The sequence below is a fragment of the Paraburkholderia sp. ZP32-5 genome (genome assembly GCF_021390495.1).
In the GTDB taxonomy this organism is placed as follows: domain Bacteria; phylum Pseudomonadota; class Gammaproteobacteria; order Burkholderiales; family Burkholderiaceae; genus Paraburkholderia.
The window spans coordinates 2,730,707-2,748,352 of sequence record NZ_JAJEJP010000001.1; the positions used below are offsets into that span (position 1 = coordinate 2,730,707).

General features: G+C 64.0%; 14 protein-coding genes. 7 read left to right on the forward strand and 7 right to left on the reverse strand.

The window, feature by feature from the left end; all coding sequences use genetic code 11:
* The first annotated feature begins 290 nt into the window (after positions 1 to 290).
* From L0U82_RS11580 to L0U82_RS11595, 4 genes are all read left to right on the forward strand, one after another.
* On the forward strand, positions 291 to 503 hold the full coding sequence (locus L0U82_RS11580) for a glycine zipper 2TM domain-containing protein (protein WP_233831042.1): 213 nt from the start codon (positions 291 to 293) through the stop codon (positions 501 to 503).
* Positions 504 to 750: 247 nt separating this feature from the next.
* Positions 751 to 1,251 (forward strand): hypothetical protein, encoded by a 501-nt coding sequence (locus tag L0U82_RS11585; protein WP_233831043.1) that lies wholly within the window; start codon positions 751 to 753, stop codon positions 1,249 to 1,251.
* Between the two features lie 223 nt (positions 1,252 to 1,474).
* The gene (locus tag L0U82_RS11590) at positions 1,475 to 3,073 is read left to right on the forward strand and encodes an L-lactate permease (protein ID WP_233831045.1); all 1,599 of its coding nucleotides are present in this window, start codon (positions 1,475 to 1,477) and stop codon (positions 3,071 to 3,073) included.
* 364 nt (positions 3,074 to 3,437) lie between these two features.
* Positions 3,438 to 4,367 carry a DMT family transporter gene (locus L0U82_RS11595; RefSeq protein WP_233831048.1) on the forward strand — a complete coding sequence of 310 codons (930 nt, stop codon included), beginning with the start codon at positions 3,438 to 3,440 and terminating at the stop codon, positions 4,365 to 4,367.
* Between the two features lie 255 nt (positions 4,368 to 4,622).
* Here the strand turns inward: L0U82_RS11595 and bamC are convergent, their stop codons facing one another.
* Positions 4,623 to 5,852 (reverse strand): outer membrane protein assembly factor BamC, encoded by a 1,230-nt coding sequence (gene bamC / locus L0U82_RS11600; protein ID WP_233831050.1) that lies wholly within the window; start codon positions 5,850 to 5,852, stop codon positions 4,623 to 4,625.
* Between the two features lie 468 nt (positions 5,853 to 6,320).
* Here bamC and L0U82_RS11605 point away from each other — a divergent pair, with 468 nt between their 5' ends.
* Both L0U82_RS11605 and L0U82_RS11610 read left to right on the forward strand, forming a co-directional pair.
* Positions 6,321 to 6,779 carry a DUF2844 domain-containing protein gene (locus tag L0U82_RS11605; protein ID WP_233831052.1) on the forward strand — a complete coding sequence of 153 codons (459 nt, stop codon included), beginning with the start codon at positions 6,321 to 6,323 and terminating at the stop codon, positions 6,777 to 6,779.
* Between the two features lie 88 nt (positions 6,780 to 6,867).
* Positions 6,868 to 8,157: a DUF3443 domain-containing protein gene (locus L0U82_RS11610; RefSeq protein WP_233831054.1), complete on the forward strand. Its 1,290-nt coding sequence runs from the start codon at positions 6,868 to 6,870 to the stop codon at positions 8,155 to 8,157.
* Positions 8,158 to 8,226: 69 nt separating this feature from the next.
* Here L0U82_RS11610 and L0U82_RS11615 read toward each other — a convergent pair whose 3' ends face one another.
* Positions 8,227 to 8,709: a hypothetical protein gene (locus L0U82_RS11615; RefSeq protein WP_233831056.1), complete on the reverse strand. Its 483-nt coding sequence runs from the start codon at positions 8,707 to 8,709 to the stop codon at positions 8,227 to 8,229.
* Positions 8,710 to 9,033: 324 nt separating this feature from the next.
* Between L0U82_RS11615 and leuA the strand changes: the two genes are divergently transcribed.
* Positions 9,034 to 10,740 (forward strand): 2-isopropylmalate synthase, encoded by a 1,707-nt coding sequence (gene leuA, locus L0U82_RS11620; RefSeq protein WP_233831058.1) that lies wholly within the window; start codon positions 9,034 to 9,036, stop codon positions 10,738 to 10,740.
* Between the two features lie 175 nt (positions 10,741 to 10,915).
* Here leuA and L0U82_RS11625 read toward each other — a convergent pair whose 3' ends face one another.
* From L0U82_RS11625 to L0U82_RS11645, 5 genes are all read right to left on the reverse strand, one after another.
* The gene (locus L0U82_RS11625) at positions 10,916 to 11,695 is read right to left on the reverse strand and encodes an amino acid ABC transporter substrate-binding protein (RefSeq protein WP_233831060.1); all 780 of its coding nucleotides are present in this window, start codon (positions 11,693 to 11,695) and stop codon (positions 10,916 to 10,918) included.
* 271 nt (positions 11,696 to 11,966) lie between these two features.
* A complete protein-coding gene (boxA, locus tag L0U82_RS11630) occupies positions 11,967 to 13,202 on the reverse strand; it encodes a benzoyl-CoA 2,3-epoxidase subunit BoxA (protein WP_233831062.1) in 1,236 nt (411 codons plus the stop codon).
* A 73-nt stretch (positions 13,203 to 13,275) separates the two neighbouring features.
* The gene (boxB, locus tag L0U82_RS11635) at positions 13,276 to 14,703 is read right to left on the reverse strand and encodes a benzoyl-CoA 2,3-epoxidase subunit BoxB (protein ID WP_233831064.1); all 1,428 of its coding nucleotides are present in this window, start codon (positions 14,701 to 14,703) and stop codon (positions 13,276 to 13,278) included.
* Between the two features lie 122 nt (positions 14,704 to 14,825).
* Complete coding sequence (gene boxC, locus L0U82_RS11640; protein ID WP_233831067.1) at positions 14,826 to 16,505, reverse strand: 2,3-epoxybenzoyl-CoA dihydrolase; 1,680 nt, start codon at positions 16,503 to 16,505, stop codon at positions 14,826 to 14,828.
* A gap of 117 nt (positions 16,506 to 16,622) precedes the next feature.
* Positions 16,623 to 17,621, reverse strand: a complete 999-nt coding sequence (locus L0U82_RS11645) for a helix-turn-helix transcriptional regulator (protein WP_233831068.1) — start codon at positions 17,619 to 17,621, stop codon at positions 16,623 to 16,625.
* Positions 17,622 to 17,646: the final 25 nt, after the last annotated feature.

Below are 17,646 nucleotides of genomic sequence, written 5' to 3' on the forward strand. Positions count from 1 at the left end.
TGGTTTGTGTGTGGTGCGTGGTATTGATCGGCGCGCCTCGCATGATCCGCCGCGACAGTAGGACAGTAGTGAAGCCCGCCTCAATGGCGGGCTTTTTTTATCCTCCGCGTAATGCAGGCACGCGATGTGCTGAGCAAAAAAACACAGCAGATAAACATTTGATTACGAAGCCGCCGATTCGCTAACAAGCCCATACAACTCGATACGCGACGCGCGGCTAGCATCGAATGCAGGGAAGGGCAGATGTTCCGCTTCCATGACTACGTCCAACTACACATGGAGTCAGCATCATGAAAACGATCCGTCAAATCAGCAGACTCACGGCCGTCGCCACGCTCGTCGCAACGCTTGCGGCCTGCGGCGGCATGTCGACACGCGGACGCGATACCGCGATCGGCGCGGGCGTCGGCGGCGCCGCGGGCGCGGCGCTCGGCGGCTCCGCACTGTCGACGCTAGGCGGCGCTGCGGTGGGCGGCGTGATCGGCAATCAGGTCGGCAAATAAGGTCGACGGCGACGGCGACGCGCGGCGCGACCGCGAATTGGCGCAGACACCTTGGCGATATCGCTACTGGCAGCCCGATATTGACAGCGCGCGACGGCATGAAGAACCCGGCGCGCGCCCTCGCCCGACGCTTTGCAATGCGCTGAAATACGTCGTTACGGTTTTGCGATAATCTTCGCGCGCCAACAGCGTAAGCTCATGGAATCAGCGCTGCCGTGGGCAGCGTCGGCCTACCGAGGAGCGCGCCATGAAGCCCCGCGTCGTCAATACCCTTCGCGCGGCAAGCCTGTGGCTGCCGCCTGTTTTTCCGCGCTCGAACTCGCGCATTTTCATCTCGCGTCATGCAACGCGCGTCATCGCAATGCTCGGCGGCGTTGCAGGTGCGCTCGCGCTGTCCGGCTGCTATTACCCGGCCGGCTACTATCCGTCCGCCTACTACTCACCGTATTACACGACGGCGCCCGCGACCACCGCCGTGCAAACCGCGCCGGGCGATCCCTCCGACCCATCGGCACAGCAGCAGCAACTGACACAAGCGCAAGGCGCACCGTCGAACGCGCCACCCACCTATGCGGTTGCGGCGCCCCCGCCCGCGTATGTCGCGCCCTATCCTGCCTACTATCCGCCGCCTGTCTATCCGTATCCGGCGTACTACGGCTATCCGGCCTACTACGGTCCGTCGGTGTCGGTCGGCATCGGCTTCGGCGGCTATTGGGGCGGCGGCTGGGGACATCACCACTGGCATTGAATCGCACCGCATCACACGCGCGTCACCCTTCTACGGCGGCCCGTAGTTTCCCGGCTTGACGCGCCCGCATTCCGCTCTATCCTTTTGGGAGCCACATGCAGCACCCGCTTAACAGGCGGCGTCCGCTCCGTTGAGGTCCCGGCGCGTCTCCGCCCTGCCACAGCGACGCGCCCGTCATGCGCAGTCCCTCCGCGTCGATCCGAACAACAACGAAGGAGACGTGATGTTCCATCAACTACTCACTCCGGTCGGCAACTCCCTATTCCCCTCATTTCTGGTCGCGGCACTGCCGATTCTCACGGTGCTCGCGCTGCTCGGCTGGGCTCGCCGGCCGGCCTGGCAGGCATCGCTCGCAGGGCTCGTCGTCGGTCTGATCATCGCGATTGCCGTCTGGCAGTTTCCGGTCGGGCTCGCGTTCAACTCGGTCGCGGCCGGCGCGGTGTTCGCGTGCTGGCCGGTCATGTGGATCGTGTTCACCGCGATCCTGCTGTACAACATCGCGCAACGCTCGGGGCGTTTCGCGGCCTTTCGTCTGTGGATGATCGATAACCTGCCGAACGACCGGCGCATCGTGCTGGTCGTGGTCGGCTTTTCTTTCGGTGCACTGCTCGAAGGGATTTCGGGCTTCGGCACGCCGGTCGCGATCACCAGTTCGCTGCTGATCATGCTCGGCTTCCCGACGCTCGAGGCGCTGACCTTCACGCTGATCTTCAACACCGCGCCAGTCGCATTCGGCGCGCTCGGCGTGCCGATCACCGTGCTCGGCGCGGTCACGCACCTGCCCTCCGACACCCTCGCGAAAATGGTCGGTCGGCAATTGCCGTTCTTCGCGGTGCTGCTGCCCTTCTACGTGATCGGCGTGTACGCGGGCTTTCGCAACATGCTGCGGGTCTGGCCGGTGCTGCTGGTGTCGGGCGTGAGCTTCGCGCTGACGCAGTTCGTCGTGTCGAACTACGTGAACTACAGCCTGACCGACGTGCTGTCTTCGCTGGTTTCGCTGATCCTCACCGTCGCGTTCCTGAAAGTGTGGAAGCCTGCCGTCGATCCGAAGTTCGCGGTCAACGTCGATCGCATCGGCGAAGTACGCGGCAAGATTGGCGGTGCGCAGGGCTGGTACCCGTGGATCATCGTGTCGGTCGTCGTGATCATCTGGACGGTCGCGAAAATTTTCACGATCGGCGACGTGAAGATCCTCTGGCCGGGTCTCGACAAGGCCGTGTTCATCACGCTGTACAACACGCCGTATGGCGCGATCTGGGACTTCCAGCCGCTCGCGACCGGCACCGCGATTCTGGTCGCCGCGATCATCACCGCGTTGATCGTGCGGCTGTCGTTCGCCGATTTCGGCAAGGCAATCTCCGACACGTGGGTGCAGACGCGTATCGCGATTCTGACCGTCGCGACGATCGTCGGCCTCGCCTATCTGATGAACTACTCGGGGCTCACCTATACGCTCGGTCTCGGCGTCGCGTCGGTCGGGCCGGTCTTCCCGCTGGTGTCGGCGTTCCTCGGCTGGGTCGCGGTGTTCCTGTCCGGCAGCGATACGTCGGGCAACGCGCTGTTCGGCAACCTGCAGGTGGTGGCGGCCAATCAGCTGAATCTGAACCCGGTGCTGATGGCGGCGACGAACTCGTCGGGCGGCGTGATGGGCAAGATGATCTCGCCGCAGAACATTTCGACCGGCGTCGCGACCACCGAGTTGAAGGGCAAGGAAGGCGTGGTGTTCGCGAAAACCTTCAAGCACTCGATCCTGCTGACGGTGCTGCTCGGCCTGCTCGTGTGGGCGCAGCAGAATTTCCTGCAGTGGATGATTCCGCATTGATGCGAGGGTGGTTGGGGGCCGCGGCCCCCAGCGTTGCCCGCAATTCGATATCTGCGCAAAACAGCGAACGCGTTTGACGTGTTTCGCTTGCTTCGCGTGTCTCGCGTGTTTCACGCGCCCGCCCGCTCATAGCAGGCGCGCGGTTTAAAACCCCACCTCGCCTTATCGCAATTTTTCTCACATAAACGTGAGAATTGTTCGTTTTGCGCGTCCCCCGGCAGCGCTTACGATCGACACCACCGGACGCCGCCGTCCTCTCCGTCTCCCGGTTCTTGCCGTTTCATTCCACAGTGAAACGTTTCGCGCGACCGCGCTGCTACGATGAGATGGCGTCTCGACTCAACCGCGCGCGACGCTCCCTCCGATGAATGCCAAAAACCTGCTGCAACTGCTGATTCTCGCCGCCCTATGGGGTGCGTCGTTCCTGTTTATCCGCGTCGGCGTGACCGACTTCGGCGTCGCGCCGTTGATGGCGCTGCGCGTCGGCATCGGCGCGATTTTCCTCGCGATCGTGCTGGTCGCGCGACGGCCGCTGCGGCAATCGGCCAGCGTGCTGCGCACGCGCGCATTGCCGCTGCTGATGGTCGGCATCCTGAATTCGGCGGCGCCGTTCTGTCTGTTCGCGTATGCGGAGTTGACGCTGCCGGCGGGCGTGACCTCTGTGATCAATGCGAGCGCGCCGCTGTGGGGCGCGCTGGTCGGCTTCCTGTGGCTGCGCGACCGGCTGAGCGCGCTGCGCACGCTCGGGCTGGCGGTCGGTTTTCTCGGTGTGCTGATGCTCGTGTGGGATCAGATCGTGACGCCGGACGGTTCGTCCGCGGCACCGCTGACCATCGGGCTCGCGGCGGCGGCCGCGCTCGGCGCGACGCTGCTGTACGGGATCGCGGCCAACTACACGAAGCGCTATCTGACCGGCGTCGATGCGCTGACCGTCGCGGCCGGCACGATGATCGGCGCGACGATCGTGCTGCTGCCGCTCGCGGTGATCTACTGGCCCGCCGCGCCGATCTCGGCGCGCGCGTGGGGCGCGGTGATCGCGCTGGGCGTGTTCTGTACCGGCGTCGCGTACATGCTGTTCTTCCACCTGATCGCGGTTGCCGGGCCGGCGCGCGCGATTGCCGTCACGTTCGTGATTCCGATTTTCGGCATTCTGTGGGGCGCGCTGTTTCTCGGCGAATCGGTCTCGCCGGGGATGCTCGAAGGTTGCGCGGTGATTCTGGTGGGGACGGCGCTCGCGACCGGGGTCATCAAGCGTTTGCCGTGGGTGGGCACGCGGCGGCGGGCGGATACCTGAGCCTGAGCGGCGACAAGGCGATCGAGCGGGATCGCTGTACAGCGTAAGTCGCCAGACTGAGGTTCGCACGCGCCGTCACGCGTCCGTCGTTGTTGGTCTTCACGCTGCCGACGCAATCCATACCCGGTCTAAGCGCAGATCATGCGCCGGATCCGCAGCACGACTCGACGCTGCAACGGCACACAAAAAAACGCCCGGGGTTCACCCGGGCGTTTCTCGTTCAGCGACAGCGGCGTTGCAAGGCAACGCCTCGCTTCAATGCAACTGGTCGACCACCAGACTCATGATCTGCTTGGCCTGCGGGCTCTCATCGATTTGCCCCTTGTCGTCGACGACGGCCACGCGCGTCTGGTTAGGCGTCACCGCGCGCACGTTCACGCGATATTCCTTGGCGATCTTTTCCTTCTTGCCGTGGAAGACCTGGCTCCAGAAGCCCTGCTCAGCCGACGACATATCCTTCGGATCGACGTAGCGCACGAAGTACAGGCCACGGCTCGCGTCACGGTCGTTGACGGTGAAGTTGCTGCGGTCGAGCGCGAGGCCCACGCGCAGCCAGGCACGGTCATACGGTTCGCCGAGCGTGAGTTCCGTCGACGAGAACTGCGCCGGCGTGCCCGACGTATCCGAATCCGGCATCTGCGGCTGGGCCGCGAGCGCAACGTTTTGCGCGGCCGTGGCTGCCGCCGCCGACTTCGCACCGGCCGTCGCCGCGTTCGGCGCGACCTGCGCGCCAGCCGGCGACAGTTCGGCGTTCTGCGTGCCACCCGCGGTGCGCGAATCGGCCAGCGCGAGCGAGGCCATCAGACGCTTCAGATATTCCTGCTCGAGCGCCGGATCGTTCGGCTTCGGCTCCCACTGGCTCGAATCGTTGTTCGTGCCGGTGATCGCCTCGCGCATGCCCTTCTGGCTGACGAACACGTAGGTGCCGCCGTTCGGCGCCGCCTCCAGACGGGTGCGGAACTTGTTGCGCTCCGAGGCCACGTAGCTGTTGCCCATTGCCTTCGACAGCGTGCTGCGGATAAAGCCGTCGTTGATCTGCGCGTGGGTTTCGTTCCAGTCGGTTTCCATCACGCCCTTGTCGCGCTGGTCGACGACGAGCAGGAAGCCCTGCTCCTGCCAGAAGCGGCGGATTTGCGCCCAGGCCTGATCGGGGGTTTTGTTGTCGATCACGAGCCAGCTTTCGGTGCCGTCGCGCTGGATATGCATGTCCTGAACCGGCGGCACGACCACCACCGAATTACCCGTAGGCGCCTGCGCCTGCACCTGCTTCAACGTGGACAGCGAGGTTTCGCCGCCCTGCGGCGGCAGCGAACGCTGATCGGCCGTCTCGTCGATCATGTTCGGCGGTACAGCAAGCGAGACCTGCTTCGAACGGGAGTCGCTCTTGTAGTCGATTTTGGTCGGCGACGAGGTGCCGCAGCCGGCGACCAGCCCGCCCGCCATCAGCATTACTGCAAACCGCTTGGTAAGACGAAGATCAGTCATGTTCGGAGAATCCTTCCGCTACGCCACGGCAAGTTTCCGTGGATCAACCCAACATTTTACCGGTCCCGGCGAAGCCTGTGCAAAAACTGGGGTTTGCCCGCGCATCGGCGGCGCGCTATGTCCATCCATACCCATCGACGGACGCGATATGTGCATGGCCGCCGGCTACCGTCAATTGCACCGTTTGCGCCCGACAATGGTAGGGAAAAAAGTACCCTGATCCTGCTCCCGCCCTATCTCTTTATAAGGTAAATTTCACAGTCGATAGCGTTTTCCGGCGGACCCCGGGATCGTGCCGATACCTGCGGAAGAGGCCTGTTTTCAAAGGACTTTCGGCGCGCATACGGCCGTGTTTCACGATTGCTCGAGAGCCACGCGCGACATGAATCGGATGCGATAGAAAAACCGGGGTTACGTTAATCCACTTATCTCAATAAAAACCCGGATGCCCAGCGAGGCAGACCACCTATGTCCAGATTCCGTTTTTGCCGGTCGGTGATCGCATCCGCGATCGCTGTTGCCATGTGCTGCGCCAGTGTCGGCGTGCATGCCGAACTGGGCGGCGTGATGCCCCAGACCGGCTCCGGCGCGAGCGCGCCGCGCACGGTGCTCAACGGCGCATTGCGCATGCGCACGTGGATCGACGCCGGCAACACGACCATCAACGAGTACGCGACGAGCACCGGCCAGATCATCGCCTACACGTGGCAAGGCCCGACGATGCCCGACCTGCACGCACTGCTCGGCAAATACGCTGATTCGTACAAAGCCGGCGCCGCCGCCGCGGCCAACGGCGACCTGCATTCGTCGCGGATCGCGCGCTCCGATGTGATCGTCGAATCCGGCGGCCCGATGCGCGGCTATGTCGGGCGCGCGTGGCTGCCCGCGGCGTTGCCGCCCGGCGTCACGTCCGACGATCTGCAGTAACGCGTCGCTCAGTCGCCGCTCAGTCGCCCTTCATTTGCCATTCAGTCGCCTCTGTCGCCCTTCAAGCTCTCGCCGACGACCGCCCGCCATGACATTCGCCTTCCGTCTCCCCACTCTGCTCCTTTTCGTCTGCGCGGTCCTTGCCGGCTGCGGCGGCGGAGGCGGCAGTTCATCGAACGCGTCCGGACCCGGCTCGACGCCGTCGACGCCATCGACCAGCACGCCATCCACCAGCACGCCGACGCCGGCCACGAGCGGCTCGCCCGCGCCCGACACGACGCAGAGTCTCAACGTGCCGCAGTCTAACGTGCCGAACGTGCAGCCGGTCACGGTCGGCGTGTCGCCCGGCATGACCCGCAACATGCTGACGACGAGCGTCATCGTCTGCGTGGCCGGCACGAGCAACTGCGCAACCATCGACGACATCCAGGTCGACACCGGTTCGAATGGCTTGCGTATTCTTGCGTCCGCGCTGCCGTCGAGTCTCGCGCTGCCGTCGGTGGCTTCCGGCAGCGGCGTGTCGGGCGAATGCGCGGTGTTCGGCAGCGGCTACGCGTGGGGCTCGGTGCGTACCGCGGACGTGCGCATGGCCGGCCAGCTCGCGTCATCGATTCCGGTGCAGGTAATCGCCGATCCGGCGTTGCCGGCCGCGCCCACCGAGTGCGCGAACTCTGGTCCGGCGATGCTGAGTGTCGCAAGCCTGCACGCGAACGGCATTCTCGGCGTCGGACTGTTCCCGGTCGATTGCGGCACGGGCTGTGCCAACGCCGCGTTGCCGCGCTGGTATTACAGCTGCACCGCGAGTAGCTGCACGGCGAGCACGCAACCGCTCGCGCACCAGTTGACCAATCCGGTCAGCAGCTTCGCGCTCGACAATAACGGCGTCGTGATCGACCTGCCGACCGTCGCCGATACCGGCGCGGCCAGCGTGTCGGGCTCGCTGATCTTCGGCATCGGCACCCAGGCGGACAACACGCTCGCAGGCGCGAGCGTGCTCAGGGCAAGTCCGTCGACCGGCTACGTGACGACCGCGTCCGCCGGACAGACGTACACGGTGAGCTATCTCGACAGCGGCTCGAACGGGCTGTTCTTCCACTCGTCGCAGTTCCCGCTCTGCGGCGTCTGGTATTGCCCGACCTCGACGCAAACCGCGAGCGCGTCGATCACCGGCACCGACGGCGTATCGAGCAGCGTGTCGTTCGATGTCGCCAATTCGAGCACGCTGTTCGCGACATCGAACAACGCGTTCGACAACCTCGCTGGCAACGCGAGTCAGGGCTTCGGTTGGGGCTTGCCGTTCTTTTACGGCAAACGCGTTTTTACGGCGATTGCGGAGCGCAATACGTCGGCGGGACAGGGCCCGTTTTACGCGTTCTAGGGGGAGTTCCGGCTGCTTGAGATTTGCATGGCCGCGCGTCACGGGTACGCACGAGCCGGCGGGCTGAACTTAGCCCGCGCTGCTGGCGGCTTGCGCGACCGGTGTTGCCAGTTTCTCCGGCGCGAGCCAGCGGAATACGTCCAGTGTTTCGCCGTGGAACGTGCACTCGGCGGCTGCCGGCGTGCTGAGCTTCTTCGGCGCGGCGGGCTTCGACGCCACCTTGACGTCGGACACCGCGCGCGGCGCGGAAGCGACCATAGCAGCCGAAGCCACCGCACCCGACGCGGCCACAGCAGCCGAAGCCGCTTGCGCAGCCGACGCGGCCACCTCTGACGCCGTCACCAGATGCTCGATCGTACCCTCCACCACCACGCGCGAACCGTGAATCGCGGCGCCTCGATGCGAGACGCGCAGCGTATCCGACGACGTTTCGGCGAGCTTGCTTCGCATCAACTGCTCGCACGCGCCCGAGTTGCGGGTCGCGGCGGTGCAGGCCGTCAGCAGAGCGGCGGCGGTCGCGACGCAGGCAAGGGAGAGAATCCGCATCTTCATTGATATTCCGTGGTTCGAGGCGTCGGCCATTGTAGCTTACGGCCCTGGCCGGGCGCCGCCGCAAGCACGCGCCCCTTGACGCCGTGCCGCGGATATGGTCCTATTGCGCTCTATGTACCGCGCCCAGACCACCCTATCCCTACTACTAGCCCGCTCTACCGGGCTAGGTCTGCTGCAGCGCGCTTCCGCTTGTCTCTGATACACCGAAGCATCGCTTGAATCCCCAGTAACTGACCCAGCCCCGGTTTTCGACCGGCGGCCCAGTATCGCGTTTTCGTCGTCCGGTCGACACCCGCTCCACGGTCTCACCCACGGATGATGAAAATGTTGAAAAACCCCGCTACCAAGTACCGCTCGTTCAAGCCCATCAATTTGACCGATCGCCAGTGGCCGTCGCGTACCATCACGCGCGCGCCGATCTGGATGAGCACCGACCTGCGCGACGGCAACCAGGCGCTGTTCGAGCCGATGAACGCCGAGCGCAAGATGCGCATGTTCAAGACGCTCGTGCAGATCGGCTTCAAGGAAATCGAAGTCGCATTCCCGTCGGCATCGCAAACCGACTTCAACTTCGTGCGCGAACTGATCGAAGGCGGCCATATCCCCGACGACGTGACGATCGAAGTGCTCACGCAGGCTCGCGACGATCTGATCGAGCGCACCTTCGAATCGTTGCGCGGCGCGCCGCGCGCGATCGTCCATCTGTATAACGCAACCGCGCCGGAATTCCGCAAGATCGTGTTCGGCCTCGACAAGAGCGGCGTGATCGAACTGTCGCAAAAGGCCGCGCGCACGATGAAGCGCCTCGCCGACGCGCAGCCGGAAACCCACTTCACGCTGCAATACAGCCCGGAAGTGTTCAGCGGCACCGAACTCGAATTCGCGAAGGAAGTCTGCGACGCGGTGTTCGACATCTGGCAACCGACGCCCGAGCACAAGGCGATCGTCAATCTGCCGGCCACCGTCGAAATGGCCACGCCGAACGTCTACGCCGACCAGATCGAATGGATGCACCGCAATCTCGCGCGCCGTGATTCGCTGATCGTTTCCGTCCACCCGCATAACGATCGCGGCACCGCGGTCGCCGCCGCCGAACTCGCGGTGATGGCGGGCGCCGACCGCATCGAAGGCTGCCTGTTCGGCAACGGCGAGCGCACCGGCAACGTCGACCTCGTCACGCTCGCGTTGAATCTCTATACGCAGGGTATCGATCCCGAACTCGATTTCTCGAACATCAACGAAGTCGCGCGCACCGCCGAGGAATGCACGCAGTTGCCGGTACATCCGCGTCATCCGTATGTCGGCGATCTGGTGTTCACCGCGTTCTCCGGCTCGCATCAGGACGCGATCAAGAAGGGCTTCGCCGCGCAGAAACCGGACGCGATCTGGGAAGTGCCGTATATGCCGATCGATCCGAGCGACCTTGGCCGCACCTACGATTCGGTGATTCGCGTGAACAGTCAGTCGGGCAAGGGCGGCATCGCGTATCTGCTCGAACAGAGCTACGGCGTCGTGTTGCCGCGCCGCCTGCAGGTCGACTTCAGCTCGGCCGTGCAGCGCTACACCGACGACAGCGGCCAGGAAGTTACGCCCGCGCAGATCTGGGAACTGTTCCAACAGGAATACGTGCGCACCGCCGAGCCGATCCGCTATGTCGGCCACAGCCTGTCCGAGCAGAACGGCCGCGAGCACATCACGCTCAGCGTCGAAATCAACGGCATGCCGCGCGTGCTGAGCGGCACCGGCAACGGCCCGCTCGACGCATTGATGCAGGCGATCGACGTGCCGGTGCGACTCCAGCACTATGAAGAACGCGCGCTGACGCAAGGCGCCGATGCGCGTGCGATCGCGATCGCCGAAATGGCCGGCGCCGATGTGGCCGGCAGCGCGTTTGGCGTCGGCGTCGACGCGAACCTGATTACCGCGTCGATCCGCGCGGTGATCAGCGGCGTCAACCGCGCTTATGCGCGCGTGAACGCACAGGCGCAGGAACGTTTCTTCGACGCCGCGTTGGACGACGAAACGGTGTGAGCTAGGTGAGTCATTCGCGCTGAAGGTCAGCCGCACCAAGCGGCGCTGACAGCGGGTCGAACCGCAGGCCAAAAACAGAGAGGGGGCGTTTTACGACGCCCCCTCTTTTTTATCGCCTCGTCATCCGCGTCCGCACCGGTAGCGTTCGCATCGGCTGCATTCGCTCAAGCAACGCTCAGCGAAACACATCCCGCCCGAAATACTTCTGCGAAATCCGCTGATACGTGCCGTCTTTACGCATCTCAGCGAGTGCCTCGTTGAGCGCCGCGCGCAGCTTCGGGCTGCCTTTGCGGATCAGCACGCCCGCCTGACCGCGGTCGTCCGCCGATGTATCGACCGCGACGATCTTGATCTTCGCGCCGGGATTGCGCTTCTTGTAGTCGAGAAACGACAGCGTGTCGTTGACGGTCGCATCGACGCGCCCTGCCTCGACCAGATCGATCGATTCCTCGAAACCTTGCGTCGGAATCACCTCCGCGCCGTGCGCGGCCGCGAGCCGGCCGACGTGGCTGGTCGGCGTATTGGCAGCCTTCCTGCCCTTCAGATCATCGAAGCTTTTGACCGTCGTGTTGTCCGACGCGACGATCAGCACCGCGTGCGACGTGATGTACGCATCCGAGTAGTCGTATTTGTGCTTGCGCTCGTCGGTGATGGCGACGTCGTTGATGACCGCGTCGTAGCGGTTGATGTCGAGACCGGCGATCAGGCCGTCCCACTTGCTTTCGATAAAGAGCGGCTTGACGCCGATCCGCTGCGCGATCGCAGTGCCGATCTCGATGTCGAAGCCGGTCAGCCGGCCGGCGTCGTCGTGGTACGTGAACGGCGCGTACGTGCCTTCGGTGCCGATTCGCAAGATACCGGATGCTCTGATCTGCGCGAGATCGTCGGCGCTTGCCGGATGAGCGACTATCGCGTGCAACAGTGCGACCATCGCCAGGGAACGAATCGGCTTCATCAAACGGCTCCGTCGGAGTGACTGGGTGGGGCGTTGAAAGGGATGCGCGGCCGGCGCGCATCCGGAACGCATAGCGGTGTGGGCCGACTGTAGCAAACCGCCCGTGTTTTTTAAAGCGCGGATGCGCCGGCGGTACTGTGCCGGACGCAAAAAAAGGCCCCGCCAGCGCTCATACTTTCATGAGCCCTGGCGGGGCCTTCAGTCTGCTCACACTGCGGCATCCACGCTACATCCGCGCCGGCGTCGATACGTCCGCTTCAGCACATCCCGCTCAGTACGTCTCCAGATGCAGCCGCCCTTCCCGCTTCAGCTTCGCCCACAACACATCCCAATCGAGCCGCTGCTGTTCGACGATGTCCCTGAGCGCCTGCAGCACGCCGTCTTCCATGCCCTTCAGTCCGCACACGTAGATATAGGTGTTGTCATCCTTCAGCAGATTGGCGACGTCCGCGGCGCGCTCGCGCATCGCGTCCTGCACATAGCGCTTCGCCTGCCCCGGCGTGCGCGAAAACGCCAGCGTTGTGTCGATGAAATCCTTCGGCAGATTCGTCAGCGGCCCGAAATACGGCAGCTCCTCTTTGGTGCGCGCGCCGAAAAACAGCATCAGCTTGCCGGTCGCGCCTTTCAGACGTTTGCGCCGGCGGTACTCGGTCATCGCGCGCATCGGCGCGGAACCGGTGCCGGTGCAGATCATCAGCAGATGCGAGTTCGGATGATTCGGCATCAGGAACGTGCTGCCGAACGGGCCGATCACGTTGACCACGTCGCCCTTTTTCAGATCGCACAGATAGTTCGAGCACACGCCGTCGATCGCATCGCCATGCTGCTGCGACACGCGCTTGACCGTCAGCGACACGTTGTTATAGCCGGGGCGCTCGCCGTCGCGCGGACTCGCGATCGAATACTGCCGCGCATGATGCACGCGGCCGTCGGCGCTGCTGCCCGGCGGCAGAATACCGATCGACTGCCCTTCGAGCACCGGAAACGGCATCGAGCCGAAATCGAGCACGATATGGTGGATATCGCTTGACGTCGCCGCGTCGGTGAGCCGGTAGTTGCCGACCACGGTCGCGGTGGTCGGGCTCTTGTGCGTGTAAAGGTTCACATACGGCTTCGCGGCCGACCACGGCGGCACGACCGCGCCGCGCACGGTATCGACTTCGATACCGTGCGCGCCTTCGGCGGCATCATCCGCCGCGGCTGTCGCTTCGTCCGCCGCCGGCACGGCCATCGTGTTCTGCTCCGGCAATACGTCCCACGTGAACTGCTCGTCGATCGAATACGCGTCGGCTTTCAGCACCGTGCGCCAGTTGTCGATCGCGCCGGTCGGACACGGCGGCACGCAGGCCATGCAGCCGTTGCAGACATCCGCCTTGACCACGTAGTTGTTGTCGTCGTGCGTGATCGCATCGATCGGACAGGTCTCTTCGCAAGTATTGCAGCGAATGCAGATTTCCGGATCGATCAGATGCTGCCGGAGAACTTCGATCGATACTGGGCCGTTCATGACTTCCTCCACCTGGTAATGCAACACATGCGGCAATACACGCAACGACGCGCGCGTGATATGCCTTCGTGCTTCAGTTGAAACGCACGTATTCGAAATCGACCGGCTGACGGTTCACGCCCATCGCCGGCGGCGCGATCCAGTTCGCGAACTTGCCCGGCTCGGCGACGCGGCCCATCAGCGATGCGACGAACGCGCGATCTTCCGGCGTAGCGAGCCACTTCGCTTCGTTCGCGGCCCATTCGGTCTCGCTGACCACACGGCCATCCGGCGACACACGCGTGCCGGCGAACGTGCCGATCTGCCGGTTGAACGCCTTGTGCGGCACCGTCATGCGAAAATCGATGCCGGCTTTTTCCAGCACCTTGTTCCAGCGGCCGACACCTGCGACCGAATCCTTGATGTAATCGTCGCGCAGCACTTCGTTCATCGCGTTGAGCATCGGCACCTCGCGTTCGACCAGCTTGCCGTCCTGCACGTCGAGCAGCTTGTAGCTATGGTCGCTCAGACGATGATCGTCATCGCGCTTGCCTTCCTCGTAGCGGCCCTTCAGACCCGAGCTATAGAAGGTCGCCGCATTCGACGAATGATCGGCGCCGAACAGATCGATCGTCACCGAGTAGTGGAAGTTCAGATAGCGCTGAATGGTCGGCAGATCGATCACGCCGGCCGCGCGCAGCTTCGTCACATCGTCGGTACCGAGTTCGTTCATCACCTGCGCGGTGCGCTGGATCACGCGCGACACGCCCGATTCGCCGACGAACATATGGTGCGCTTCTTCGGTCAGCATGAACTTCGTCGTACGCGCGAGCGGATCGAAGCCCGACTCGGCGAGCGCCGACAACTGGAACTTGCCGTCGCGATCGGTGAAGTACGTGAACATGTAGAACGCGAGCCAGTCCGGCGTTTTCTCGTTGAATGCGCCGAGAATGCGCGGGTTGTCTTCGTCGCCCGAACGGCGGCCGAGCAATGCTTCGGCTTCCTCGCGACCATCGCGGCCGAAGTAGCGATGCAGCAGATACACCATCGCCCACAGGTGACGGCCTTCCTCGACATTCACCTGGAACAGGTTGCGCAGATCGTACATCGACGGCGCGGTCAAACCGAGGTGACGTTGCTGCTCGACCGAGGCCGGCTCGGTATCGCCCTGCGTGACGATGATGCGGCGCAGGTTCGCGCGATGCTCGCCGGGCACGTCCTGCCACGCGGCTTCACCCTTGTGTTCGCCGAAATGGATCTTGCGGTCCTGATCGCCCGGTGTCAGAAAAATACCCCAGCGATACTCTGGCATCTTCACGTAGTCGAAGTGCGCCCACCCACCCGCGTCGACGCTCACCGCTGTGCGCAGATACACGTCGTAGCCGTGCGAGCCCTCCGGGCCCATATCGCCCCACCACGATAGAAAATTCGGCTGCCACTGTTCGAGCGCGCGCTGCAACGCGCGGTCGTCGGCGAGGTTGACGTTGTTCGGAATCTTTTCGCTGTAGTTGATCGTGGACATGGTCGGTTCCCAGTTCGAAAGCGGTATCGAGAGGCGCGTATCGGCAGGCGGCGCGGGTTGTCGCTCAGAGACGAGCGAGGCTCGGCGTGTGATGCGTCGATCGGAGGTCGATCAGAAGTCGATCAAACGCGCGACACGTCGAATTGCGCCTTGCTGCCTTTGCCGTACACCTTGAGCGCGCCCTTCTCGCCCACTGCGTTCGGCCGGTTGAAGATCCAGTTCTGCCAGGCGGTGAGACGGCCGAAGATGCGCGTCTCCATCGTTTCCGGGCCATTGAAACGCAGATTCGCTTCGAGGCCAGTCAGTGCATCCGGCGACATCGCCGCGCGTTCTTCGAGCGCGATGCGGATTTCGTCGGCCCAGTCGATATCGTCGGGCGACGCGGTGACGAGACCCAGGCGCTCGGCATCGACCGCCTTGATCGGCTGACCGATCAGCGCGCGCACCGCGTCGAGCGGCTCGGCTTCCTCGTAGAAGCGCCGCGCGAGCCGCGACTGATGCGTGACCATCGGATAAAGACCGAAGTTGACTTCCGACAGCGTGATCGCCGGCTCCTCGTCTTCGTTGGCCGGCAGCGCGGCCATATAGGTGCGGTCAGCGGCGAACGCGAGTTCGGCGAACGTACCGGCGAAGCACGAGCCCGGCTCGATCAGCGTAAAGAGCGAACGCGACGACACGTCGATACGTGCAAGCGTGCGACGCAGCAAACCGATCGTTTCGCGCACGAACCAGTGGTCCTTGTGCTGCATCAGCGTCGCATCGACCGCGAGCAGATTGCGTGCGTCGCCTTCGGTCTTGAACACCCACGTGCCGATTTCGAGTTCGTTGGTGCGCATCGACAGGATCGCGTCATCGAGTTCGCGTGCGAATTGCAGCGGCCACCAGCTCGTGCCGGCCGCGACGATCGCATCGATGTCAGTAGGCTGCGCGCTTTGCGGTGCGCGCGCGGTGAAGGTCGCCACCCGTTTGGCGCGATCGATCGTCACGTCGACCGTTTGATAGCCGATACCATCTTCGCGATCGGTGCGCTCGATACGGGTCAGCGCAACGCCCTTCGCATCGGCCGGACGATCGCTTTGTTCGGCGAGTTCAAGCGCGCGTGCCTGAATCGCCTGATCGAACTGGTTCGGCTTCACGACTTCGTCGACGAGGCGCCATGCTTTCGCGCGTTCGCCGCGCACGCCTTCGACCACCGTGCAGAAGATGTCCGCGCGGTCGTGGCGCACGCGGCGCTTGTCGGTCACGCGTGTGAGGCCGCCGGTGCCCGGCAGCACGCCGAGCAGCGGCACTTCCGGCAGCGACACCGACGACGAGCGATCGTCGATCAGATAGATTTCGTCGCACGCAAGCGCAAGCTCGTAGCCGCCGCCCGCGCACGCGCCGTTCACCGCGGCGAGAAATTTCAGACCCGAATGACGCGACGAATCTTCGAGCCCGTTGCGCGTTTCGTTGGTGAACTTGCAGAAGTTGACCTTCCAAGCATGCGTGGATAGACCCAGCATGAAGATATTCGCGCCCGAGCAGAACACGCGGTCCTTCAGGCTCGTCACCACCACCGTCCTGACTTCCGGATGCTCGAAGCGGATGCGCTGGATCGCATCGTGCAGCTCGATATCGACGCCCAGGTCATACGAATTGAGCTTCAGCTTGTAGCCATCGCGAATGCCGCCGTCTTCGGCGATATCGATACCGAGCGTCGCGACCGGGCCATTGAAGCTCAGCTTCCAGTGCTTGTACTGCGACGGCTCGGTGCGGTAGTCGACCCGCGCGATTTCGGCAACGGTGGTGGGTACTGTGGACATGGGGCGTCTCCTCACTGGACGATGCGAATCTGTTTTTTGAACAATAGTGCATCGACATACCAGTGTAAAGCACTTTAATGCATGTTTAGGTAAAAACCCTGGACGCCCCGATGCAGGTCAGCTGACCCGCGCATCGTCCGGCGACTCCGCCGCCAGCCGCGCGGCGAGCCGGTCACGCAGTTGCAGATAGGCGTCGGCAAGCGTTTTCTCACTGGTGTCGAAAGTCATGTCGGCGCGTCCATATAGCTCGGCGCGCCCGGCGAGGATGCGCTTCAGGTCGTCCATCGCCTCCTTGTTGCCCGACATCGGCCGCAGATCGCCTTGCGCGACGACGCGGCGCATATGTTCCTCGGGTGTCGCCTGCAGCCACACGGTGAAACAGTGCGACAGCAGCGCGTTGAAGGTGCTCGACTCGGACACGAGCCCGCCCGGCGACGCGATCACCGCGTGCTGATGCTCATGGATCACCGCCTCCAGCGCGCGATGCTCATAGCGCCGGTACGCGCTCGCGCCGTACAGCGAATGGATCTCCGACGGCGGACAGCCGGCCAGTTGTTCGATCACACGCGTCAGTTCGATGAACGGCACCTTGCGCTCCTGCGCGAGCATCCGCCCAAACGTCGATTTACCCGCGCCGCGCAGGCCGATCAATGCGATACGGTCCTTGCGGTGCGGGTCGCGCGGCGCCTGCGCGAAGATCTCGCCGAGCGCGATCCGGGCGCGCTGCAGCGCCGCCTGATCGCGCCCCTGCAGCAGCTCGCGGATCAGCAGCCATTCGGCCGACGACGTGGTTTCGTCGCCGATCACCTCGGCGAGCGAGCAGTTCAGCGTCGCCGCGATCTGCCGCAGCACCAGCACCGACGCATTGCCGACGCCCGATTCCAGATTCGCCAGATGCCGCTCCGACAGGCCGGTTTCGGCCGCCAGCGTCTTGCGCGTCATGCCGCGGCGCGCGCGCAGCAGCCGCACGCGCTCACCCATCGCGGTGAGAAACGGGTCGCGCTCTTCTCGCTCCCCGCCTCGCTCACCACCGCGCTCGGTGCGCTCCGCGCGGCTCGCCTCATCGTCGGGGGCGGCGGCTTCGTCCAATGGTGCAGGAGAGTAATTTTGATTCATGTTTTGCGACCTCACGACATCGATA

Bases quoted from the DNA above. Each gene is read 5' to 3' on its own strand.
- boxC (WP_233831067.1), bottom strand. From the start codon at position 16,505: ATGTCCACAGTACCCACCACCGTTGCCGAAATCGCGCGGGTCGACTAC.
- L0U82_RS11585 (WP_233831043.1), top strand. From the start codon at position 751: ATGAAGCCCCGCGTCGTCAATACCCTTCGCGCGGCAAGCCTGTGGCTG.
- L0U82_RS11605 (WP_233831052.1), top strand. From the start codon at position 6,321: ATGTCCAGATTCCGTTTTTGCCGGTCGGTGATCGCATCCGCGATCGCT.
- L0U82_RS11595 (WP_233831048.1), top strand. From the start codon at position 3,438: ATGAATGCCAAAAACCTGCTGCAACTGCTGATTCTCGCCGCCCTATGG.
- boxB (WP_233831064.1), bottom strand. From the start codon at position 14,703: ATGTCCACGATCAACTACAGCGAAAAGATTCCGAACAACGTCAACCTC.
- L0U82_RS11590 (WP_233831045.1), top strand. From the start codon at position 1,475: ATGTTCCATCAACTACTCACTCCGGTCGGCAACTCCCTATTCCCCTCA.
- L0U82_RS11625 (WP_233831060.1), bottom strand. From the start codon at position 11,695: ATGAAGCCGATTCGTTCCCTGGCGATGGTCGCACTGTTGCACGCGATA.
- bamC (WP_233831050.1), bottom strand. From the start codon at position 5,852: ATGACTGATCTTCGTCTTACCAAGCGGTTTGCAGTAATGCTGATGGCG.
- L0U82_RS11645 (WP_233831068.1), bottom strand. From the start codon at position 17,621: ATGAATCAAAATTACTCTCCTGCACCATTGGACGAAGCCGCCGCCCCC.
- leuA (WP_233831058.1), top strand. From the start codon at position 9,034: ATGTTGAAAAACCCCGCTACCAAGTACCGCTCGTTCAAGCCCATCAAT.
- boxA (WP_233831062.1), bottom strand. From the start codon at position 13,202: ATGAACGGCCCAGTATCGATCGAAGTTCTCCGGCAGCATCTGATCGAT.
- L0U82_RS11615 (WP_233831056.1), bottom strand. From the start codon at position 8,709: ATGAAGATGCGGATTCTCTCCCTTGCCTGCGTCGCGACCGCCGCCGCT.
- L0U82_RS11580 (WP_233831042.1), top strand. From the start codon at position 291: ATGAAAACGATCCGTCAAATCAGCAGACTCACGGCCGTCGCCACGCTC.
- L0U82_RS11610 (WP_233831054.1), top strand. From the start codon at position 6,868: ATGACATTCGCCTTCCGTCTCCCCACTCTGCTCCTTTTCGTCTGCGCG.